Consider the following 20,458-nt stretch of genomic DNA (forward strand, 5'->3'; position numbering starts at 1 on the left):
AGGAGCCCGCCCATGACGCAGTTTATCGGTTCCATCGACCAGGGAACCACGAGTTCGCGTTTCATCATTTTCGACAGGCAGGGCGATATCGTCGCGAGCGACCAGCGTGAACACGAGCAGATTTACCCCAAAGCGGGCTGGGTCGAACACAATCCGGTGGAAATCTGGCGCAACACGCAGCATGTCATTGCCGCCGCACTGAAGAAGGCAAACTTGAAGGCAGCCGACATAGCTTCCGTCGGCATTACCAACCAGCGCGAAACCACCCTGCTCTGGGACAGGAAAACCGGTGCCCCGCTTTATAATGCGGTCGTCTGGATGGATACGCGCACCGACGAGCTGGTCGCCCGTTACACGAAGGAGGGCGGCGCGGACCGCCTGCGCGAAAAGACGGGGCTACCCATCTCGACCTATTTTTCCGGCCTCAAGCTGCGCTGGATACTCGATCACGTTCCGGGAGCGCGCGAAAAGGCAGAAGCGGGCGACGCACTTTTCGGCACCATCGACACATGGCTGGTCTGGAATCTGACCGGCGGCACCGATGGCGGCATCCACATCACCGATGTGACCAATGCGTCCCGCACCCAGTTGATGGATATTTCGACATTGAAATGGGATGAGGATATTCTCCGCCTGTTCGATATTCCATCGGCCTGCCTGCCGGAAATCCGCTCCTCGAGCGAAGTCTATGGCGAGATCACCCTGCCCACGCTTTCCGGCGTCAAGCTTGCAGGCATTCTGGGCGACCAGCAGGCGGCGCTCTTCGGCCAGGCCTGTCTGGAACCGGGCGAAGCCAAGAACACCTATGGCACCGGCTGCTTCATGTTGATGAATACCGGCGAGAAACTGGTTCCCTCCGGCTACGGTCTGCTGACCACGGTTGCCTACAAGCTCGACGGCGCCAAGCCGGTCTATGCGCTGGAGGGGTCAATCGCGATCACCGGTGCTCTGGTGCAATGGCTGCGCGACAATCTCGGCCTCATCAAGCACAGCAGCGACATCGAAACGCTGGCGCGCACTGTCGAAGACAATGGCGATGTCTATTTCGTTCCGGCTTTCTCCGGTCTCTATGCGCCGCACTGGCAGGATTCAGCGCGCGGCATCATCGCCGGTCTCACCCGCTTCGCCAACAAGGGCCACATCGCACGCGCCGCGCTGGAGGCGAGCGCCTATCAGGTGCGCGAAGTGCTGGATGCAATGGTGAAGGATTCCGGCGTCGAGATCACGGAATTGCGCGCCGATGGCGGCATGACGGTCAATCAACTGCTTATGCAGTTCCAGTCCGACATTCTGGACGTGCCGGTCGTGCGCCCGAAAATCATCGAGACGACGGCGCTGGGCGCTGCCTATGCGGCGGGGCTTGCCGTCGGCTACTGGAAATCGACGCAGGACATCGTGGAAAACTGGCAGGTCGGCCACCGCTGGCATCCGCGAATGCCGGCGGAGGAAAGCACGCGCCTGTTCCGCTCGTGGGAAAAGGCCGTGCAGCGTTCAATGGGCTGGATCGAATAGAGCGCATCCCGAAAAGTGTGAAACGGTTTTCGGGATGCGCGTTAAAAAATGATTGGAGCGCCGATCTGATTCGATCAGATCGAAACGCGCTCTGATAGCGCGTTCCGGCCCCTCAATGCGGGCCGGATGCAAGCAGCCTGTCGGCTGGATAGGGCGTTATCGCCGTCAGAAAGAGCCCCACGGCGAAAAACAGCAGCAGCACCGACATGCCCAGTGCCGCGCTGCCACTGAGAGCGGTGATCGTCGCGACCAGAAACGGTCCGAGAAAGCCTGTCGCGCGGCCTGCCAGCGCATAGATGCCGAAATAGCGGCCCGATTCCTCCGGCCTGATACTGCGCGCAAACCACGAACGGGCGGACGCCTGCACCGGTCCCAGAGCGGCGCCGATCATCAGTCCGTAGACGAGAAAGGCGTCCTCGGCAGCTGTCGAGAACAATCCTTTTGCTTCTGGATAACTGATCGGCACAAGGCCAAACAAGAGATGATGCGTTCCGGTGGAAACAATGCCGAAGGAAGCGATGAGCAGAAGCACCAGCGATCCGAGGACGATGGCTTTCGAGCCGAGCCTTGCATCGAGGCGAGCGGCGATAAGGCAGCTCAGGATTGCCGACACATTGGTGATCATGCCGAAGAGGCCGATCTCGTTGATGCTCCAGTGAAACAGTGAAGCGGCATAGCCGGCGCCGAGCGCGACAATGGCATTGAGCCCATCCTGATAGACAAGGCGGGCGGCAAGAAAGCGGGCTATGCCGGGACGCTTCCGCACTTCCCCGAGTGTCGACCTCAATTCCGCCAGACCGCTGCCGACCGCCTTGCGCAGCGGCTGCCCGCGCGCCTGATCGGGCGTGAACAGGAACATCGGCATGATGAAAACGAGATACCACAGCGCCGCAATGGGTCCGGTGATGCGGGCATCTTCGCCGTTGGCGGGATCAAGGCCGAAGAGCGGCGGAAGCCCGATCAGCGTCTTGCCCGTCTCTGGCGATGCCGCCAGAAAGACCACGACGAAGATCAGCACCAGAACCCCGCCCAGATAGCCGAGCCCCCAGGCCAGATTGGACACCTTGCCGATCTCCCCGGCGGGGACGAGCCGCGGCATCATGGAATCGTTGAAAACAATGGAAAACTCCGCCGAGATCATCGCGATGCTGAAAGCCAGAAGCACCCAGAACAGGTTCGCGCCCGGCACCGCGAACCACAGCGTCAACAGGCCCGCGATCTTAAGGACGGCGAAAAAGCCGATCCATGGCTTGCGCGAGCCGGTCTTGTCGGCAATTGCCCCTAGAACGGGCGACAGGATGGCGATCACGAACCCCGCGGCGGCAAAACCGTATCCCCAGGCGATCTGCCCGGCCTCCGGTGTGTCGGCCATGCGGGAGATGAAATACGGGCCGAAAATGAAGGTTACAACGACCGTAAAGAACGGCTGCGCCGCCCAGTCGAAAAATATCCAGCCCCATACGCCACGCCGCGAGGCATGGCTGCGGGCAACCGCATGCTGATCGTTCAATTGCTCTTTCCTTCCCCCCAACGCCGGAAGCTGATGGCTCCCGACCTCCAAAGCACCACGCATCCTTTAGACGCGGGGGGCAACGATGCGCGGGCCGACCGAGCCAATCGGCTGCTTCAATCCTCCGAGGTGCGGGGATGAATTTCAGGCCCAAATCATATTAGCGAGAGCTTATAACCGAAATCCGCACTGGAAAGAACCGAAAAGGGCGGCCGGGGCCGCCCTTCTGCATCAGATTTCGTGTTTTCTTACTGCGCCAGATCGGACATCAGGCCGGCTGCAACCGCCAGTCGCGAAACGGTCAGATCACCACCTTCCGTCAGCGCAACCATGCGGTTCTGCACCTGCTCGATGCGCGCGCCATCGGCTGCGAACCAGGCTGCCGCCGGGTCCTTGTCCTTGGCGAAGCGCTTGAGCGCCGCGATGGTGATGCCGCGTGCGGCCTGCGTGATCGTATCGCTCGCACGCGACAGCGCCAGCCCGTCATAATAATCCGTGACGGGGATGGAGCGCGCGGCTTCCTCGATGCGACCGATGCGGAAGGCTTCCGAAACGCCGAAATAGGTCTTGGCGGTAACCACCCGGTCGGCACCGGCCAGATGCGCGATCAGCGCAATGTCCGGCATGATGCCTGCAAGCTGGAGATTGGCAAGACGCTGTGCCAGCTTTTCCGGCGCGCCCATTTCCACGAACGCGCTCTTGTCGGCCTGAAGTGCGCTTTTCAGATATTCCGGCATCAAGCCGTCGAAACGCGGCTCCAGTTCGGCGCGCGCCCTGGTGATCGTATCCACCAGCTCCGTCAGGTTGGCGCGCGTCGTGTCGTTGCGCAGCACCCATGCCGTCGTCGCCTGCAGCATTTCGCCGACGAGATGGTAGAACTGGTTCTGCACATCGCCCGGCACCTTGTTGTCGAGCGCATCGATGGCGTCATAGATCGTGTCGATATCGAAGCCGTCGCGCACCGCCACATAAGCGCGGACGATATCGGCCGGCGACTTGCCGGTCGTATCGGCCAGACGGCTGATGAAGGTGATGCCGCCGCGATTGATGATATCGTTTGCCAGCAAAGTGGCGACGATTTCACGGCGCAGACGATGGTTGGAAATTTCCTCGGCATAGGTCTTCACCATGCGCTTCGGGAAATAGCCCATCAGCAGCGACTGGAAGTAAGGCTCATCCGGGAGCTTGCTGGCCACCAGATCGTCCGACAGCGACAGCTTCGCATAGGCCAGCAGAACCGCCAGTTCCGGGCGGGTGAGCGGCTGGCCTGCCTTCTGGCGTTCGGCCAGAAGCGCGTCGGATGGCAGATTTTCCACCTTGCGGTCGAGAAGCTTGCGGTTTTCAAGCTCCGCCATGAAACGTGCCTGATAGGGCAGTTCCGCCAGTCCCTGACGTTCACTGAGCGAAAGCGCCAGCGGTTGCAGATAGTTGTTGCGCAGAACGAGCGCCGACACATCGTCGGTCATGCTGGTGAGAAGCTTGTCGCGCGCCGGGCGCTTGAGCTTGCCCGAACGCATGGCGGCAGCCAGCGCGATCTTGATGTTGACCTCGACGTCCGAGCAGTTGACGCCCGCCGAATTGTCGATGGCGTCCGTGTTGCCGCGACCACCTGACAGCGCATATTCGATGCGCCCGCGCTGGGTCACGCCAAGGTTCGCGCCTTCGCCGATCACCCGTGCGCCCACTTCCGAGCCGGTGATGCGGATCGCATCATTGGCGCGGTCGCCCACCTGCGCGTCTGTCTCGCTGGACGCGCGGATATAGGTGCCAATGCCGCCGAACCAGAGCAGGTCCACCTTCGACTTCAGGATCGCCGTCATGATTTCCTGCGGCGTTCCGGAGATCTTGCCAAGGCCGATGGCCGCAGCCGCTTCCGGCGAGAGCGTGATCGTCTTCTGGCTGCGGCTGTAGATGCCGCCGCCAGCCGAAAGCTTGGAGCGGTCATAGTCCTGCCAGCTTGAACGCGGCAGTTCGAACAGGCGCTTGCGCTCTGCAAAACCATCCGCCGGAACGGGGTTCGGATCGATGAAGATATCGCGATGGTCGAACGCCGCCACCAGACGGATCTGTTCGGAAAGCAGCATGCCGTTGCCGAACACGTCGCCAGACATGTCGCCCACGCCCGCAACCGTGAAAGGCTCGTTCTGGATATCCATGTCGAGTTCGCGGAAATGCCGCTTCACGGCCTCCCACGCGCCGCGCGCGGTGATGCCCATGCCCTTGTGGTCGTAACCGGCGGAACCGCCCGATGCGAAGGCATCGTCCAGCCAGAAATCATGAGCCTGGCTGATGGCATTGGCCGTATCGGAGAAAGTGGCCGTGCCCTTGTCGGCGGCAACGACGAAATAAGGATCGTCATTGTCATGACGCACGACTTCCGCCGGCGGCACGACATGATTGTCCTCGATATTGTCGGTGACGGAGAGAAGCGTGGAAATGAAGACCTTGTAGGCATCGCGGCCGGCTTCAAACACCGCATTGCGATCGCCGCCGACCGGCAGGCGCTTCGGATAGAAACCGCCCTTGGCGCCGACCGGCACGATCACCGCATTCTTGACCTGCTGCGCCTTCACCAGCCCCAGCACTTCTGTGCGATAATCCTGCGCACGGTCCGACCAGCGCAGGCCGCCACGGGCGACCGCGCCGAAGCGCAGGTGCACGCCTTCCACTTCCGGCCCGTAGACGAAGATTTCGCGATAGGGGCGCGGGTCCGGCAGGCCGTCGACGAGGCGCGGATTGAGCTTGTAGGCGAAGGTGACGCGCGGCTTGCCCTCGGCATCCGGCTGATAGGCGTTGGTGCGCAGCGTCGCTTCGATCAGATTGCGGAAACGGCGCAGAATCTGGTCGTCATCGATGCTCGGAACCCCAAGCAGCGCGGTTTCGATACCATCGACCAGCTTCTTTTCAGCCGCATCGCGGCGCTTTGCCGACGGGTTGAAACGCAGGTCGAACAGCGAATAGAGGTCGCTGGCGATTTCCGGATAGCGGTTCAGCGCTGCCGCGATGAAGCCCTGCGAATAGGCGATGCCTGCCTGCTGCAGATAACGGCCATAGGAACGCAGGATCATGATCTGGCGTGCCGTCAGGCGTGCCGTCTGCACCAGCGCGTTATAGCCGTCATTATCGGCCAGACCGTCCCATACATTGCGGAACACGTCTTCCAGCATCTCGCCATCGTCGGAAAGATCGACCGGCGCGCCATAGGCATTCACCAGCTGCATGTCGTGCAGGTAGACGGTCGCGCCGTCCTTGCCAGCCTGCGGCAAGTCAATGGTCTGTTCGCTGACGACGCGGAAGCCCATGTTTTCCAGAAGCGGCACGCGCTGCGACAGCACGACCGGCGCGCCGTGATGATAGATCTTCAGCGAAACAGCATCGGGACCATCGGTGCGGTAACGATAGAAGTCCACAAAAAGCGGAGCCTCTGCGCTGAGGCCGGCAATGCGTTCCGCATCGACCAGCGCTTCCGGCGCCGTGAAGATTTCGCGATAGGATGGCGGGAAGCTTGCGGCAAGCGCGACGGTCTTTGCGTCGGCGCTGTCCGAGCTTTCGCGCACAGCGTCGTCCCAGGTGCGCACGATGGCGCGCACTTCGGCTTCCAGAGCTTCCCGGTCGACATGCGGCGTGGAGCGCTCATGACGGCGGATGACGAACTGAACGCGGGTCAGGCCATTCTGCAGGAAGACCGGATGGAACTCGAAACTGTCGCCGCCATAGACGTCGACCAGATAATGGCCGATCTTTTCGCGCACGACCGAGTCGTAGCGGTCACGCGGGATATAGACCAGCACGGTGGCGAAACGGCCAAAACGGTCGAGACGCGGAACGGCGCGCACCCGCGGACGTTCGCCAAGCGCCAGAATCAGTTCGGCATTGGCCGTCAGGCTTTCCACATCGATCTGGAACAGCTCGTCGCGCGGATATTCTTCCAGCACGTTGATGAGCGCCTTGCCTGAATGGTCCTCGCGGTTGAAACCGAGATGCTTGATGACCGCATCGGCCTTGGAACGGATGAACGGGATGCCCGCGACCGAGCTCGTATAGGCGACCGAGGTGAAGAGGCCGACCAGGCGCAATTCGCCGACGGCCTCGCCCTTCGGTCCGAAAATCTTCACGCCGACATAATCGAGATAGGAGCGGCGATGCACCAGCGAAAGCGAGTTCGCCTTGGTGACGATCAGCGGCTCGCTGCTGTCGAGGAAATCGGTCACTTCGCGCGGCGTCACCGTGTCGTCGCCATCCTTGCGCAGAACGCGGACCTCGTGATCGTTGAGGATGCCGAGCGTTTCCTTGACCGGAACCAGTTCGCGCTTGTCGCCCTTGCCCTTGAAGGTCAGTTCGCGAAGGCCGAGGAAGATGAAACGGTCATCGCGCAGCCATTCGAGAAACGCGATCGCTTCCGGCATCGCCGGGTCGCCCGTCATTTCGTGCACGCGCTTGTAATCGGCGATGGCCCCATCGAGGCGCTTCAGCATCGGCTTCCAGTCGCTGACGGCGGCGCGAACCTGTCCAAGCACACGCTTGATCGCGGCGGTCAGGTCGGCCTTGGCCTGCTTGTCGAGGGCCGGAAGATGGATCTGCACCAGGCTGACGCGCTCGACGCCCTTGGCAGGCGCAAGCTGCGATGCCTCGCCCAGAATGACGAGTTCGTCCTTCTCGCGCGCAATATCCAGAACCGGATGCACGACCATGAAAATCTGGCTGGCATGATCGTTCAGCTCACCCATGATGGAGTCGAGCAGGAACGGCATATTGTCGTTGACGATGGTGATGACGCTCACCGGGCGACCGTGGCGCTCGATACCGTTATCGACGCTGATGATGCTCTTGCCCTTGCGCCAGGAGTCGAGGGCGGCATAGCCGTGACGGGCCGAACTGTCGAGAGCGGCGGCATCGTAAGCGGCCAGATCTTCTGGCGGCGCCCATTCGAAGAGAAGCTGCGAGAAGGCCGTAAGCGCCTTCGACTTTCCTCCCTTCTTCTCCTCCTTGCCTGCCTTTGAACTCTTAACCTTGCTCGACCGATCCTGCTTTGCAGTCACGTCGGATACTCCTGTCATGATGGCAATGCGCGCCAAACTAGCAGATTAGGCACCGGATTCGATGGCAATTCGTTGAAAATAACGAAAAATTTCCTGGAAAGTCAGAAAGGCCGTATTTAATCCATTTAATTTGGAACAAAACTTCGAAAACTTCCCGCGAAATTTCGGATTATGCCAGTGGATTTCTCCACAGCCTGCCGAAAAGGCGAAACAGCAGGCCGGTTTTGCTCTGTTTGAGACTAAAGTCGCAGATGATTCTGACGGAACTGAACGGCTCTCACAGCTCGATCAGGTGATCGTCCAGCTCGTTCACATTGTCCGGTCCAGCCGGGAAATGCTTCTCCAGCAAAAGCCCGGCCTGACCGATGGCCAGCACGAAACCCTCTGCCACCTGCGCCCGCGATGCATGATGGATGAGCGTCGCGACGATCGCGTTCCATTCGTCCTGTTCTACGCGCGCATTGATGCCCGCATCGGCGATCACCTCGGCATAATGTTCGGCCATGGAGACGAAGAGCAGGATGCCGGTGCGGTGCTCGGTGATATGGACATTGCGCGCCAGAAACTGCTGCAGCGCATTGAGGTGGGCCCGCTTGTAGCGGATGCGGCGCGGCACCAGAGCCATGCGGATGGCCGGAAAGAACCACAGCACCAGCATCGCCGTCAGAAATGCCGCCAGAACCGCAAGCCCGAACATGGGCAGGCGAATATCGAACCAGTACCAGTGCGCGAGAAACGCCGCGACAACCGAAGCGATCAGGATGCCGCAGGTCGCGACAAAACCCGCCGCAAAGAAATAATCGTCGCTGGAGCGCGCCAGAACCGCATAGATTTCGCCGCTGGTTTCGGCTTCCGCCTTGCGGATTGCCTCGGCAATGCGGGCATGGTCCTCGGCGCCAATCAGCGTGTGATGCTTCATCGTTGCGTCTCCCTACCAGCTGCCCGAGGCGCCGCCGCCACCCGATGAACCGCCACCGCCGGAGAAACCGCCGCCTCCCCCGCCGGACGACCAGCCACCGCCGCCGCCCCAGCTTCCGCCACCCCTGCCACCGGAGCCGCCGCCGCGATTATTATAATCCACGACCATGCCGAGCCACTGATAGCGGCCCGGCCCGATCTTGCGACCGAAAACCGGCGTAAGGATCGCCATGCCGAAACCGCCGAAGAAGATCAGGCACCAGAAGGCAATGAAGACGACGAACACCCAGTCGACATCATCCGAACTCGACTGGACATTGCGTTTCGCCCGCGCCTCAAGCTCCGCCGCATCGCCGGAAAGCACTGAAAGAATGCCGTCCACGCCCTGCACGATGCCTTTCGAATAATCGCCGGTGCGGAACTCGGGGATAATGGTGCCGTTGATGATGACGCTTGAAAGCGCGTCGGTCATCACGCCTTCGAGACCGTAGCCGACCTCGATGCGCACCTTGCGGTCATTGGGCGCAACCACCAGCAATATGCCGTTGTTTTCCTGCTTCTGCCCAAGCGCCCAGGCGCGGAACAGACGGTTGGAATAGGTTTCGATGTCCTCGCCATTGAGGCTCGGCACCGTCACCACGACCACCTGATCCGACGATTTGGCTTCGAAATCGGCGAGCTTCTGCGTCAGTTGCTGGCGCTCTGCGGGGTCGATGATCCCCGCCGCATCCACCACACGGCCGGTCAGGGCCTGCGCCGGCTTCGCCGCATCCTGCGCAAGCGCTGCCGTATGCAGCGTCAGCGCCGCAGAAATCAGCAGGAATGCAAGCGCAAGCAGATGTCGCGGCCAGCCAAGGCCGCAACGATCACGCAAGAGTGCCGCACCCGCCATAAATCTGGCCGTCAGTTGAAGTTGACTTTGGGCGCGGCCTGGCTGCCTGCATCGGCACTGAAGCTCTGCATGGGCTGCGCATCGCGATACCAGATCCAGGTCCAGATCATGGTCGGCATGGTGCGCAGCGACGTGTTATAGACGCGTACCGCCTCGATATAGTCGCGGCGGGCGACGGCGATGCGGTTTTCGGTTCCTTCAAGCTGCGACTGCAAAGCAAGGAAGTTCTGGTTGGCTTTCAGGTCCGGATAGCGCTCGACCACCACCATCAGGCGCGACAGCGCACTGGTCAGGTTGGCCTGATTATCCTGAAACTGCTTGAACAGTTCGGGATTGTTCAGCGTTTCAGGCGTGATCTGCACCTGCGTTGCCTTGGCGCGCGCATCGATCACGGCTTGCAGGGTTTCCTTTTCGTGGGCGGCATAGCCCTTCACGGTCTCGACCAGATTGGGCACGAGATCGGCGCGCCGCTGGTACTGGTTCTGCACCTCGCCCCAGGCGGCCTTCGCCCGTTCCTCATTGGTCGGGATCGTGTTGAAACCGCATGCGGAAAGCAGCGGAACCAGAACGATGAGACCAAGAGCGATGAAAATACGGCGGAAAGAAAGAGAAGTGGCAACCGTCGTACCCGACATGGATTTCTCCTGAAAAAGGCGCTCTGCCAAGCACCGGGGAAACAAATTCAACACCCGCATTTATGCGTTTACGCAAATGCGAGCCGTCAAATCAATAAGATAAGCGATTTTGGCGGCGCGTCCAGCCCATTCAAAATGACGGTTAAAAACAAAAAGCGGCGGATTGCTCCGCCGCTTTCTCATAACGCGCTTATGCGAAAATTATTCGCTTGCAGCTTCTTCAGCAGGAGCGGCAGCGGCTTCTGCGGCGGCTGCGGCAGCTTCAGCAGCCTTTGCAGCGGCTTCTTCTTCAGCCTGCTTGGCCATGGCCAGACGTTCCTGGGCCTTCTTGCCCGGCTCACCCTTGGTCGGGTTGCTGCGGGCCGGACGCTTGGCAAGGCCAGCCTGGTCGAGGAAGCGCAGAACGCGGTCGGTCGGCTGCGCGCCCTGTGCGATCCAATGCTGGATGCGGTCGGCGTCAAGCTTCACGCGTTCAGCGTCCTTGGCCAGCATCGGGTTCCATGCGCCAACGGTTTCGATGAAGCGGCCGTCACGCGGGCTGCGGACGTCGGCAACGACGATGTGGTAGTAAGGACGCTTCTTGGAGCCAGCGCGGGCCAGACGAATCTTCAGAGACATTTTTTCTTTCCTTTAGACAATTGCTTCGCCCGGGGATGGCCGGGACAAAACGGGTTAAGCTATCGATATAGCTATTGTTTCCCGCCGTGATTGGCGGCGGTATGCTCATGATGCCGAATGACTTCCTTCACGATGAAGTTCAGGAATTTCTCGGCGAAATCGGGATCGAGATGGGCATCGACTGCCAGCGCGCGCAGACGCTCCACCTGACGCTTTTCGCGGGCCGGGTCAGCCGGTGCGAGGCCGCGTTCGGCCTTGAGCACGCCGACAGCCTTGGTGCAGCGAAAACGTTCGGCCAGCATGTGGATCAGCGCCGCATCGATATTGTCGATGGAGGCGCGCAGCGCCAGAAGTTCAGCCGGGACAGTATTCTGTTCGTCGCTCATGATGCTCACTTCTTCTTCGGCAGGCCGGGGAGTCCGCCACCAAGACCGGGAAGCTTGGGTCCGCCCAGACCGGGCAAGCCGCCCGGAAGACCGCCGCCGGGAAGCCCCGGCAAGCCGCCCTTCGTCAGACCCGCTGCTTCTGCCTGCTTGGCAAGCGCTTCAAGCTGCTTGGGGTCCATCTTGGAGAGATCGGGCATACCCATTCCTCCACCCAGACCGCCCAGCCCCATCTTGCTGGCAAGGCCGCCCATCATCTGCTTCATCATTCCGCCCTTGCCCTTGCCCATGACTTTCATCATGTCGGCCATCTGGCGATGCATCTTGAGAAGCTTGTTGATGTCGGCCGCAGTGGTGCCGGAACCCTTGGCGATGCGCTGCTTGCGGCTGTGCTTGAGAATATCGGGATTGGCGCGCTCGGCCTTGGTCATCGAACCGATGATGGCGAGCTGGCGGTCAAACACCTTGTCGTCGAGACCGGCAGCCGCCACCTTGTCCTTCATCCCGCCCATGCCGGGCATCATGCCCATGATGCCGCCCATGCCGCCGAGCTTTTTCATCTGGCCCAGCTGATCGGCAAGATCGTTGAGATCGAACTTGCCCGACTGCATCTTCTTGGCCATCGCAGCGGCTTTTTCCGCGTCGATGTTTTCCGCAGCTTTTTCGACCAGCGAAACAATGTCGCCCATGCCGAGAATACGGTCTGCAATGCGCTTCGGATAAAATTCCTCCAGCGCATCCATCTTTTCGCCGGTGGCGATCAACTTGATCGGCTTGCCGGTGATGGCGCGCATCGAAAGCGCCGCACCGCCGCGACCGTCGCCGTCCATGCGGGTGAGCACTATGCCCGTAATGCCGACACGCTCATCGAAATTGCGCGCCAGGTTGACGGCGTCCTGACCGGTCAGGCTGTCGGCAACGAGCAGGATTTCATGCGGATTGGCGGCCTTGCGGATATCCGCCATTTCCACCATCAGCGGCTCGTCAATATGCGTGCGGCCTGCGGTATCGAGAATGACGACATCGTGCGCGCCAAGCTTTGCAGCCTGTACGGCGCGTTTTGCGATTTCCACCGGCGACTGGCCGGCAATGATCGGCAGCGTGTCGACGCCGGTCTGGATGCCAAGCTGGCGAAGCTGTTCCTGCGCTGCCGGGCGGCGCGTATCGAGCGAGGCCATCAGCACTTTCTTGCGCTGGCGCTCGGTCAGGCGCTTGGCGATCTTGCCCGTCGTCGTCGTCTTGCCCGACCCCTGCAAGCCCACCATCATGATGACGACAGGCGCTGGCGCGTTGAGGTCGATCGAAACGCCCTCGGTGCCAAGCATTTCGACAAGCTCGTCATGGACGATCTTGACGACCATCTGGCCGGGCTTGATGCTTTTCAGGATTTCGGCGCCAACGGCCTTTTCCCGCACCTTGTCGGTGAAGGAGCGAACCACTTCCAGCGAAACGTCGGCCTCAATCAGCGCGCGGCGCACTTCGCGCAGCGCCGCCGTCACGTCGGCTTCAGAAAGAGCGCCGCGTCCGGTAAGGCCGTTCAGGATGGAGCCAAGACGCTCCTGAAGTGATTCAAACATCGAATTTCCTTTTAATCCGAGAAGAGGCTTATGCATCGTCAGGGATAAATCGTCCCGTGTGTCTGCCAGTTCAAGAAGCAACCAAAGCGGTACAGCACCCGAGGGCGCATCGCGCTGTCGGATGTGGACCTCCGGGATCGCTTTATACCATGATGGGTCCCGGTCGGTGGCTCGCGTTCTGAAGATCGCGGATAGATTGGAGCTGGCTTTAAGGCGATCAGCCCGCAATGTCAAGCAAAAGGCCCTAAATACACTGAAACCGGCCCTGGTTGTTTCAGGGGCGCATCCCGAAAAGTGTGAAACGGTTTTCGGACAGGATGCGCCCAGGAGAAACCGGGCCGGTTTCGCTTTCGATTGCGTTTATTGTGCCGCCACACCGGCCAGCGGATCACCGATGCCCAGCACATAGAGGCCGATCATGAGCAGCGTTCCCGCCAGCACCACGTAATAGATCGTGGGAATGATGGTCATGCGCAGCGTTGTGCCTTCACGCCCCAGCAAGCCGACGGTCGCCGAAGCCGCGACCACGTTGTGGATCGCGATCATGTTGCCCGCCGCAGCACCGACCGACTGGCCGGCAACCATCAGCGCACCGGAAATGCCGAGCCCTTCCGCCACGCCATATTGGAACTGGCTGAGCATGAGGTTCGAAACCGTATTGGAGCCTGCAAGGAATGCACCCAGCGCACCGACTGACGGGGCGAAGAACGGATAGACGTTTCCGACTTCAGTGGCCACCCAGTCGGCCACCATCAGCGGCATGCTGACCAGTTCCTTGCCGTTGACGCCGGAATTGATCATGACGCGCACCATCGGCACGGTGAACAGCAGCACGAAGCCCGCCCCCACCAGCGTCTTGGTGCTTTCCCCGAAAGCCTTGGCAAACTGCCCGCCATTCATGCGATGTAGGAAGAAGGTGATCAGGCAGACGATGACCAGAAGACCGCCCGGCAGGAAAAGCGGCGTGAAATCGCCGCCGATCCCGGTTTCACCCATGATGTCCTTGGCAACGAAGGTGATCGACTTCAGCGCATTGCCCACCGACGGGAACACGCGGCTGACGACAAGAAAAATCGCCAGAAGCACATAGGGCGTCCATGCCAATGCCAGCGGAATTTTCTTCGACGTCAACTCATCGAGCTTGATTTCGACGCTGCCGAGCCAGCTCGCAGGCCATTCCGATGCGGGCGGAAACTCCCATTTTTCCTTGGGCATGAGAAAACCGGCGCGTGCTGCGAATGTCGCAAGCGCCAGACCGACGAGACCGCCGATCATGGACGGAAATTCTGCGCCGAGGAAAACCGCGCTCAACACATAGGGAATGGTGAACGCGAAAGCCGCGAACAGCGCAAAAGGCAGGATGGCAAGGCCTTCCGTCCACGAGCGGTTGCGCCCGAAGAAGCGGGTCATGATGACCACGAGAAACAGCGGCATGAACGTGCCGCATAGCGCATGCAGGATCGCCACTTCCGATGTGATGATATGGAAGAACTGTTCCCAGCCCGACCCGACGCCCTGCAATTGCGCCGTCAATGCCTCGCGATTGAGACCTGACTGAACGCCGACGATGAGCGGCGTGCCGACGGCACCGAACGAGACCGGCGTGGACTGGATCATCAGTCCGAAAGTAACGGCGGCAAGGGCCGGAAACCCGACAGCCACCATCAGCGGCGCCACGACGGCGGCAGGCGTGCCGAAACCGGAAGCGCCTTCGATGAACGAGCCGAACAGCCAGGCAATCAGGAACACCTGGATGCGGCGGTCCGGGCTGATCTGGGCAAAGCCGGACCGGATTGCCGAAATGCCGCCGGAATATTTAAGTGTGTTGAGAAGCAGTATCGCTCCGAAAATGATCCAGAGCAGGCCCGCCGTCTGGATCAGCCCCTGAAGGGTCGAAGCGATGACCCGGTTGCCGCTCATGCCCCAGACCGCCATGGCGATGACCACGGTCAGCACATAGGTCACCGGCATCGCGATGCGGGCCTGAATACGAAATCCAACCAGCATTACACCGGCTACGAGAATTGGCAGAAACGCAAATAGCGCAAGAAATCCGTTCGACATGTGGCGTCCTCCCTCGTCAATGTCACGAATCTTGAAAATCAATTGTATCTGGGGTGGTAAATATTCTTTACCAGTCCCGCTATAAGCAATAGGTATGAAAGCCACAGCTTCCAAGCGAAAAATTTCACCCCTGATTTGGGAGCCAACAAACGCTTGCTGTTTTGATGCAAAAATGTTTGTAAACGCGGCATTTCGCACATGCCTCTGCCCGCTTTGCCGTTGCCGCATGACATTTGGTGTAAGGAATGGCAAATTCGCGCTGAGGTCGAATCAACTCCAAAGGAGAAACGAATGGCATTGGTTGCCAAGGGCCGGACTTGGACGGCAGCAGCAGTTCTTGCAATGGGCATGATGACGGGAACGGGCATTGCCGAGGCAGCCCAGTGCGGCAACAACGCCGCCGGTTATAATGCCTGGCTCCAGCAGACCCTGAAGGAAGCGCCGTCGCGCGGCGTTGGCAAGGCGGGTCTCAACGCGCTGGCCAACACCAAATATGCGCAGGCCACCATCAATGCCGACCGCAATCAGAAGAGCTTCAAGCTCTCCTTTGAAGACTTCATGAAGAAGCGCGGCGCCGATACGATCATCAAGCGCGGCCGCGTCCAGAAGCAGCAGAACGCCGCTCTCTTCGCTGCAATCGAGAAGCGCTATGGCGTCCCGGCCGGCCCGCTGATCGCCATCTGGGGCATGGAAACCGGTTTCGGCTCCTATCTCGGCAAGCAGCACACGCTGTCGGCTGTCGCAACGCTGGCGTATGACTGCCGCCGTTCCGATTACTTCACCGACCAGCTCTATGCCGCTCTCAAGCTCGTGGATCAGGGCGACCTCAGCCCGCAGGCCGTAGGCGCGATGCACGGTGAAGTCGGCCAGACCCAGTTCATGCCGGCAAACGTCCTGAAGTATGGCGTCAGCGGTTCGGGCAGCGCCCATTTCGACCTGCGCAACAAGGCGGACGCGCTTCATTCGACCGCGAACTTCCTCGTCGGCCACGGCTGGCGGCGCGGTGCGGGCTATCAGCCGGGCGAACCGAACTACGGTGCGATCCAGGGCTGGAATGCAGCTTCGGTTTACCAGCGCGCCATCGCCGTGATGGGCCAGGCCATCGACGGCAAGTAGAGCATGATCCCGAAAAGCGGGAACCGCTTTCGGACAAAGTCGTGCTCAACTAAAAATTTGGAGCGGGAAGAAGATTCAATTTCCCGCTCTTATGCCGAAAATCGCAATTTCGCTTCGAAATTGCCACAGAAAAGCCGTAGACTTCACAAAATAGCCCCAAAGTTTGGGGCTATTTTTGCATCTTTTGCTGCGATTTTTCGCGTTTGGGAAACAAAACAGCCGATTTTTCGCTCTTCCAAATAAACAAAACGGCCCCTCTCGATCCGAAAGGAGCCGCTTCTGGAAGCTCTTTTCCGAAGGCCAGATCAGGCTGGATCGGGCCGCTTGAAATCGCCCGTCTGGTGATCCATCACCCACAGCTCGCCGGTCGAAATATCGAACCACGCGCCATGCAGGGTCAGCTTGCCCTTCTTCTCCAGAATATCGACGCAGGGGAATGTGCGCAGATTGTTGATGGAGTAGCGGATCGAGATGCGCTCCAGCGCGGTCTGGCGTTCGCTCTGTGTCATGAGCTGGTTGCCGCTGACAGCTTCGGCGGCGGGGGCGATCAGGCTCATCCACTTGCCGATGAAGTCACCCGGCGAAAGCGGCGCGCTTTCGGTGTCGAGCGCAGCCTTGATGCCGCCGCAGCGGCCATGGCCCATCACGACGATATTCTTCACCTTCAGGCTCTGAACCGCGAATTCCAGTGCCGCCGAAGCCGCATGATATTCGCCATCGGGTTCGTAGGGCGGGATGAGGTTGGCAACATTGCGCAGGACGAAGATTTCGCCGGGCGCCGCGTTGAAGATGGTTTCGGGGGCCGCACGGGAATCACAACAAGCGATAACCAGCGTTTCCGGTGATTGTCCCTTGTCGGCCAGATGGCGATATCGTGAGGTTTCGTGGGCAAAATGCTCGCGCATGAAGGTTCGATAACCGGCGAGAAGTGAGTCTGGAAGATCAACCATATTTTTCCAATATCCCTATCGAAAACCGAGATCAATCGAAATGCACTGAACGGGCTGCGTCGAATTGGACGCAGGATTCCGTTCGCATTCACGCATGTTTCTCAAGCCCATATCGCCATGCGGAGACCGAAATCGTCGCGTTCCACACGGTCGGGATACGGACGCGCCTCGCCACGTGCATGGCGACGGGCCACGAGATACATGGCGCAGGCATCGAGAAAGTCATCCTCCTTCGCGCCGCGCGGAACGAGACTTTTTAAAAAATCCTCCGGCAGTCCGCAACGCTGCAACAATGCCCGGCGCTCGGCCAGCCCTTCCGGGTTTACGCGGCCCTTGATCTTCTTGGGCAGGGACATGGCCTTCATGCCGTTCAGCGCCGCAAAAGCCAGTTCGGGATGCGATTCGATGACGCGCATTGCAAGTCCGGCATCGCGGCGCAACAGGACATCGAGTTCGCAGATTTTCGGGAAAAGCCCGAAAGCCTGCCTGGAAACCTTGCGCGGCGGATCGGTCCGCTCCAGCGACAGGGAACAGCTCTCGCGGTAATCCCCGGCATGGACGGCGGCGCGCGGCGGAATGGAAAAAAGGCTCGACTGTCTTTCGCCAAGATGGGCCCGCGCGGCCCGCTCCGCCGAGCGCACGCCCTTTTCGGGCAGTCCGATCGGCATATCCACGGCAATGATCGCCATGTCCGGCAGCGATGCCGCCAAGGCGGAAAAACTTGCGAACACCTCGGCCCGCAAGCTCCCGCCTTCGCCGATCACCGCGATCCAGCCGGGGACAGCCGTCCACTCCGGCAAGCACGGCTTGCATCAAGCGCGGAACCCCTTGGTCGGATGCATCAGCCGCCGTGTCTGAACCATGGCCATCGGCGTGGCAAGGCTCGACGCATCGGCCTCCAACATCAGTTCATCCGCCCCGCGCTTTGCCGAACGCGCCATGATCTCGAACACCGCCGCCGTGGTGCTTTGCAGCGTCTTTTCCTCGGTCATGCCGGAAAGACGCCGCGCCAGAAACACGGCGGAGGTCAGATCGCCAAGCCCGTTGGTCGGGCCATCGACACGGCGATGCTCGGCCATCAGCGCCATGGTCGGCGTCAGCAGAATATTGCCGATGCTGCCGCTCATCAGCGGAAAGGCCGATGTGACCAGCATGGTTGCCGGACCAGCCTCGAGCGCTGCTTCCATCAGGGCGGTATTGTCTTCGAGCGGCACGCCCGTCAGCCAGGAAAGCTCGAACCGGTTGGGCGTCGCAATATCGGCGAGCGGCAGAAGCTTGTCGCGAATGCCGTTTGCCGTCGCTTCGGGAACATAAAGCCCCTTTTCGTCACCGATGACCGGATCGCAGAGATAGACGGCTTGCGGATTTTTCGCCTTCACGGTCTTCACCAGTTCGGCAACGGCTGCCGCCTGTTCGGGATGGCCCAGATAGCCGGTCAGGACGGCGCCCACTTCGCCAAGCCATGGCGCCCGCTGCAGATCCTGCATCAGCCGCGAAAACTCTTCCGCCGGCGGCACGATGCGCCCTGCCGGAGCGCCTGGAACCCCGTGCCCCGGATGCCATGGCAACACCACCGTCGGCACGGCCCAGACGGGAAAACCCAGCGTTTCCAATGCGAAGACGGCGGCCCGATTGCCGACCGATCCGCGCACGACATGGCTTGAGATGACAATAACGGTTGTCGCATCCGAAGGCGCAGAAAGCGTCATTTTGTACCTAGCTTTGCATGAGATAGAAAATGAGCCAGGCGATGATCGCCAACGTGATGAGGAAGCCGAGCCCGCGCCCGACACGTGTGGCCCATAGTTCGATGGGATCATTTTCAGGGGCGTCGGCTGCGGAAAGATGGTGCGCCGTGCGGGTAAACCCACGCCGCACAATGCCTTCGGCCCCGGCCTGCTCGCGTTCGAGCCGGTCGAGAATGCGCCGGGCCTCTTCCTGACGCTCGCGTCCCGGCCCGCCTTCCCCTATGCCCGCCTGCTGGCGCTCGCCCATGCTCTGCCCTTTGCGATGACTCAAGTTTCCCACCGAGGAAACAGGCACAGCATCACGCTCCAGGCCCCGTTCTGCAAGCAGAATATTGCGAGTTCAATAGAGCTTTACGATGAGTTTCCCGAAATTGCCGCCTTCAAGCAGGGAAATGAACGCTTTCGGCGCATTCTCCAGCCCGTCGACAATGTCTTCCCGATAACGCACCTGTCCATCGGCAATCCACTTTGCCATGTCGTGATAGAATGTCGGCCGCTGATCTGCAAAATCGCGCTGGATAAAGCCGCGAATGGTCAGGCTTTTCGACAGGATGTCCCGCATCACCAAAGGCAGGCGGTCAGGCCCGTCGAACGGCCCGCTCTGATTATACTGCGCGATGAGCCCGCAGACCGGCACGCGCGCAAACTGATTCAAGAGCGGAAACACCGCATCGAAGACCTTGCCGCCGACATTTTCGAAATAGACATCGATGCCCTTTGGGCAGGCGTCAGCCAGTTCCTGCGCGAAATTCGGGCTGCGATGATCGATAGCCGCATCGAAACCGAACTCATCGATCAACGCCTTGCATTTATCCGCCCCGCCCGCAATGCCGACAGCGCGCGCGCCCTTCATCCGGGCGATCTGCCCGACAGCGGAACCGACCGGACCGGTTGCCGCCGCAACCACCACGGTCTCGCCCGATTTCGGCTGGCCGATGGTGAGGAGGCCCGAATAGGCGGTAAAACCCGGCATGCCGAGAACGCCGAGCGCGGTCGTTACCGGGGCTTCCTTCGGGTCGAGCTTGCGCAGGCTCGATGCATCGGCCACCGCATAATCCTGCCAGCCAGAATGGGAAAGCACGAAATCGCCCGGAGCAAAGCCCGCGCTCCTGCTTTCAACGACTTCGCCGACCGTGCCGCCCTCCATGACGTCGCCGATGGCGACCGGCGCCGCATAGGATTTTGCGGCGCTCATGCGACCGCGCATATAGGGATCGAGCGACAGATAGCGCAGCCGCAGCAGAACCTCACCGTCACCGGGGTTGGGGATCGACGCTTGCTCAAGCCGGAAATTTTCCGCGGTGGGACGGCCTTCGGGGCGCGATGCCAGCACGATGCGGCGATTGATCTTTGCGCTCATGGACGGAACTCCTGATGATCGGGCAACGAGCCTTGCTATTTAGGGTCAGGATGCAAAAAAGTTGATCTCTTGCAAGCGGGATCAAGCTATACATCCGTTGTGAACGCCTGGCTTGGAAAGCTGTTCCAAATCGCAT

15 protein-coding genes and 1 pseudogene are annotated in these 20,458 nt (G+C 60.5%); 2 read left to right on the plus strand and 14 right to left on the minus strand.

What is annotated here, in order from left to right; translation table 11 throughout:
- The first annotated feature begins 12 nt into the window (after positions 1 to 12).
- Positions 13 to 1,512: a glycerol kinase GlpK gene (gene glpK, locus J9800_RS20710; protein ID WP_114216950.1), complete on the plus strand. Its 1,500-nt coding sequence runs from the start codon at positions 13 to 15 to the stop codon at positions 1,510 to 1,512.
- 112 nt (positions 1,513 to 1,624) lie between these two features.
- On the opposite strand, the gene J9800_RS20715 is transcribed toward glpK, so the two are convergent.
- The 9 genes from J9800_RS20715 to J9800_RS20755 form a co-directional block, all read right to left on the minus strand.
- Positions 1,625 to 3,022 carry an MFS transporter gene (locus J9800_RS20715; protein ID WP_114216951.1) on the minus strand — a complete coding sequence of 466 codons (1,398 nt, stop codon included), beginning with the start codon at positions 3,020 to 3,022 and terminating at the stop codon, positions 1,625 to 1,627.
- A gap of 248 nt (positions 3,023 to 3,270) precedes the next feature.
- Positions 3,271 to 8,061, minus strand: a complete 4,791-nt coding sequence (locus tag J9800_RS20720) for an NAD-glutamate dehydrogenase (protein ID WP_114216952.1) — start codon at positions 8,059 to 8,061, stop codon at positions 3,271 to 3,273.
- A 277-nt stretch (positions 8,062 to 8,338) separates the two neighbouring features.
- Complete coding sequence (locus tag J9800_RS20725) at positions 8,339 to 8,980, minus strand: TPM domain-containing protein (protein ID WP_114216953.1); 642 nt, start codon at positions 8,978 to 8,980, stop codon at positions 8,339 to 8,341.
- Between the two features lie 12 nt (positions 8,981 to 8,992).
- A complete protein-coding gene (locus tag J9800_RS20730) occupies positions 8,993 to 9,871 on the minus strand; it encodes a TPM domain-containing protein (protein WP_114216954.1) in 879 nt (292 codons plus the stop codon).
- Between the two features lie 11 nt (positions 9,872 to 9,882).
- A complete protein-coding gene (locus tag J9800_RS20735) occupies positions 9,883 to 10,506 on the minus strand; it encodes a LemA family protein (RefSeq protein WP_114216955.1) in 624 nt (207 codons plus the stop codon).
- A 201-nt stretch (positions 10,507 to 10,707) separates the two neighbouring features.
- Positions 10,708 to 11,124, minus strand: a complete 417-nt coding sequence (gene rpsP / locus J9800_RS20740; RefSeq protein WP_021588087.1) for a 30S ribosomal protein S16 — start codon at positions 11,122 to 11,124, stop codon at positions 10,708 to 10,710.
- Positions 11,125 to 11,195: 71 nt separating this feature from the next.
- Entirely contained in the window at positions 11,196 to 11,510 is a 315-nt protein-coding gene (locus J9800_RS20745; RefSeq protein ID WP_112593011.1) for a chorismate mutase, read from the minus strand.
- A 5-nt stretch (positions 11,511 to 11,515) separates the two neighbouring features.
- The gene (ffh, locus tag J9800_RS20750) at positions 11,516 to 13,084 is read right to left on the minus strand and encodes a signal recognition particle protein (RefSeq protein ID WP_114216956.1); all 1,569 of its coding nucleotides are present in this window, start codon (positions 13,082 to 13,084) and stop codon (positions 11,516 to 11,518) included.
- Positions 13,085 to 13,444: 360 nt separating this feature from the next.
- A complete protein-coding gene (locus tag J9800_RS20755) occupies positions 13,445 to 15,148 on the minus strand; it encodes an L-lactate permease (protein WP_112593008.1) in 1,704 nt (567 codons plus the stop codon).
- A gap of 291 nt (positions 15,149 to 15,439) precedes the next feature.
- Here J9800_RS20755 and J9800_RS20760 point away from each other — a divergent pair, with 291 nt between their 5' ends.
- Positions 15,440 to 16,264 carry a lytic murein transglycosylase gene (locus J9800_RS20760; protein ID WP_114216958.1) on the plus strand — a complete coding sequence of 275 codons (825 nt, stop codon included), beginning with the start codon at positions 15,440 to 15,442 and terminating at the stop codon, positions 16,262 to 16,264.
- Between the two features lie 305 nt (positions 16,265 to 16,569).
- On the opposite strand, the gene J9800_RS20765 is transcribed toward J9800_RS20760, so the two are convergent.
- From J9800_RS20765 to curA, 5 genes and pseudogenes are all read right to left on the minus strand, one after another.
- Entirely contained in the window at positions 16,570 to 17,214 is a 645-nt protein-coding gene (locus J9800_RS20765; protein WP_112593004.1) for a carbonic anhydrase, read from the minus strand.
- A 101-nt stretch (positions 17,215 to 17,315) separates the two neighbouring features.
- Positions 17,316 to 18,027, minus strand: a pseudogene (locus J9800_RS20770) (DUF429 domain-containing protein).
- Entirely contained in the window at positions 18,027 to 18,923 is an 897-nt protein-coding gene (gene pdxY, locus J9800_RS20775; RefSeq protein ID WP_114216959.1) for a pyridoxal kinase PdxY, read from the minus strand. Before pdxY ends, J9800_RS20770 begins: the two are co-directional and overlap by 1 nt.
- 7 nt (positions 18,924 to 18,930) lie before the next feature.
- On the minus strand, positions 18,931 to 19,209 hold the full coding sequence (locus tag J9800_RS20780; protein ID WP_114216960.1) for a hypothetical protein: 279 nt from the start codon (positions 19,207 to 19,209) through the stop codon (positions 18,931 to 18,933).
- Between the two features lie 93 nt (positions 19,210 to 19,302).
- Positions 19,303 to 20,322 (minus strand): NADPH-dependent curcumin/dihydrocurcumin reductase, encoded by a 1,020-nt coding sequence (gene curA / locus J9800_RS20785; RefSeq protein WP_114216961.1) that lies wholly within the window; start codon positions 20,320 to 20,322, stop codon positions 19,303 to 19,305.
- Positions 20,323 to 20,458: the final 136 nt, after the last annotated feature.

The organism is Ochrobactrum sp. AP1BH01-1, from assembly GCF_018066705.1.
Taxonomy (GTDB): domain Bacteria; phylum Pseudomonadota; class Alphaproteobacteria; order Rhizobiales; family Rhizobiaceae; genus Brucella.

Excerpts from the sequence above, each read along its gene's own strand:
- glpK (WP_114216950.1), top strand. The coding sequence starts at position 13 with ATGACGCAGTTTATCGGTTCCATCGACCAGGGAACCACGAGTTCGCGT.
- J9800_RS20725 (WP_114216953.1), bottom strand. The coding sequence starts at position 8,980 with ATGAAGCATCACACGCTGATTGGCGCCGAGGACCATGCCCGCATTGCC.
- J9800_RS20730 (WP_114216954.1), bottom strand. The coding sequence starts at position 9,871 with ATGGCGGGTGCGGCACTCTTGCGTGATCGTTGCGGCCTTGGCTGGCCG.
- J9800_RS20735 (WP_114216955.1), bottom strand. The coding sequence starts at position 10,506 with ATGTCGGGTACGACGGTTGCCACTTCTCTTTCTTTCCGCCGTATTTTC.
- rpsP (WP_021588087.1), bottom strand. The coding sequence starts at position 11,124 with ATGTCTCTGAAGATTCGTCTGGCCCGCGCTGGCTCCAAGAAGCGTCCT.
- J9800_RS20745 (WP_112593011.1), bottom strand. The coding sequence starts at position 11,510 with ATGAGCGACGAACAGAATACTGTCCCGGCTGAACTTCTGGCGCTGCGC.
- ffh (WP_114216956.1), bottom strand. The coding sequence starts at position 13,084 with ATGTTTGAATCACTTCAGGAGCGTCTTGGCTCCATCCTGAACGGCCTT.
- J9800_RS20755 (WP_112593008.1), bottom strand. The coding sequence starts at position 15,148 with ATGTCGAACGGATTTCTTGCGCTATTTGCGTTTCTGCCAATTCTCGTA.
- J9800_RS20760 (WP_114216958.1), top strand. The coding sequence starts at position 15,440 with ATGGCATTGGTTGCCAAGGGCCGGACTTGGACGGCAGCAGCAGTTCTT.
- J9800_RS20765 (WP_112593004.1), bottom strand. The coding sequence starts at position 17,214 with ATGGTTGATCTTCCAGACTCACTTCTCGCCGGTTATCGAACCTTCATG.
- pdxY (WP_114216959.1), bottom strand. The coding sequence starts at position 18,923 with ATGACGCTTTCTGCGCCTTCGGATGCGACAACCGTTATTGTCATCTCA.
- J9800_RS20780 (WP_114216960.1), bottom strand. The coding sequence starts at position 19,209 with ATGGGCGAGCGCCAGCAGGCGGGCATAGGGGAAGGCGGGCCGGGACGC.
- curA (WP_114216961.1), bottom strand. The coding sequence starts at position 20,322 with ATGAGCGCAAAGATCAATCGCCGCATCGTGCTGGCATCGCGCCCCGAA.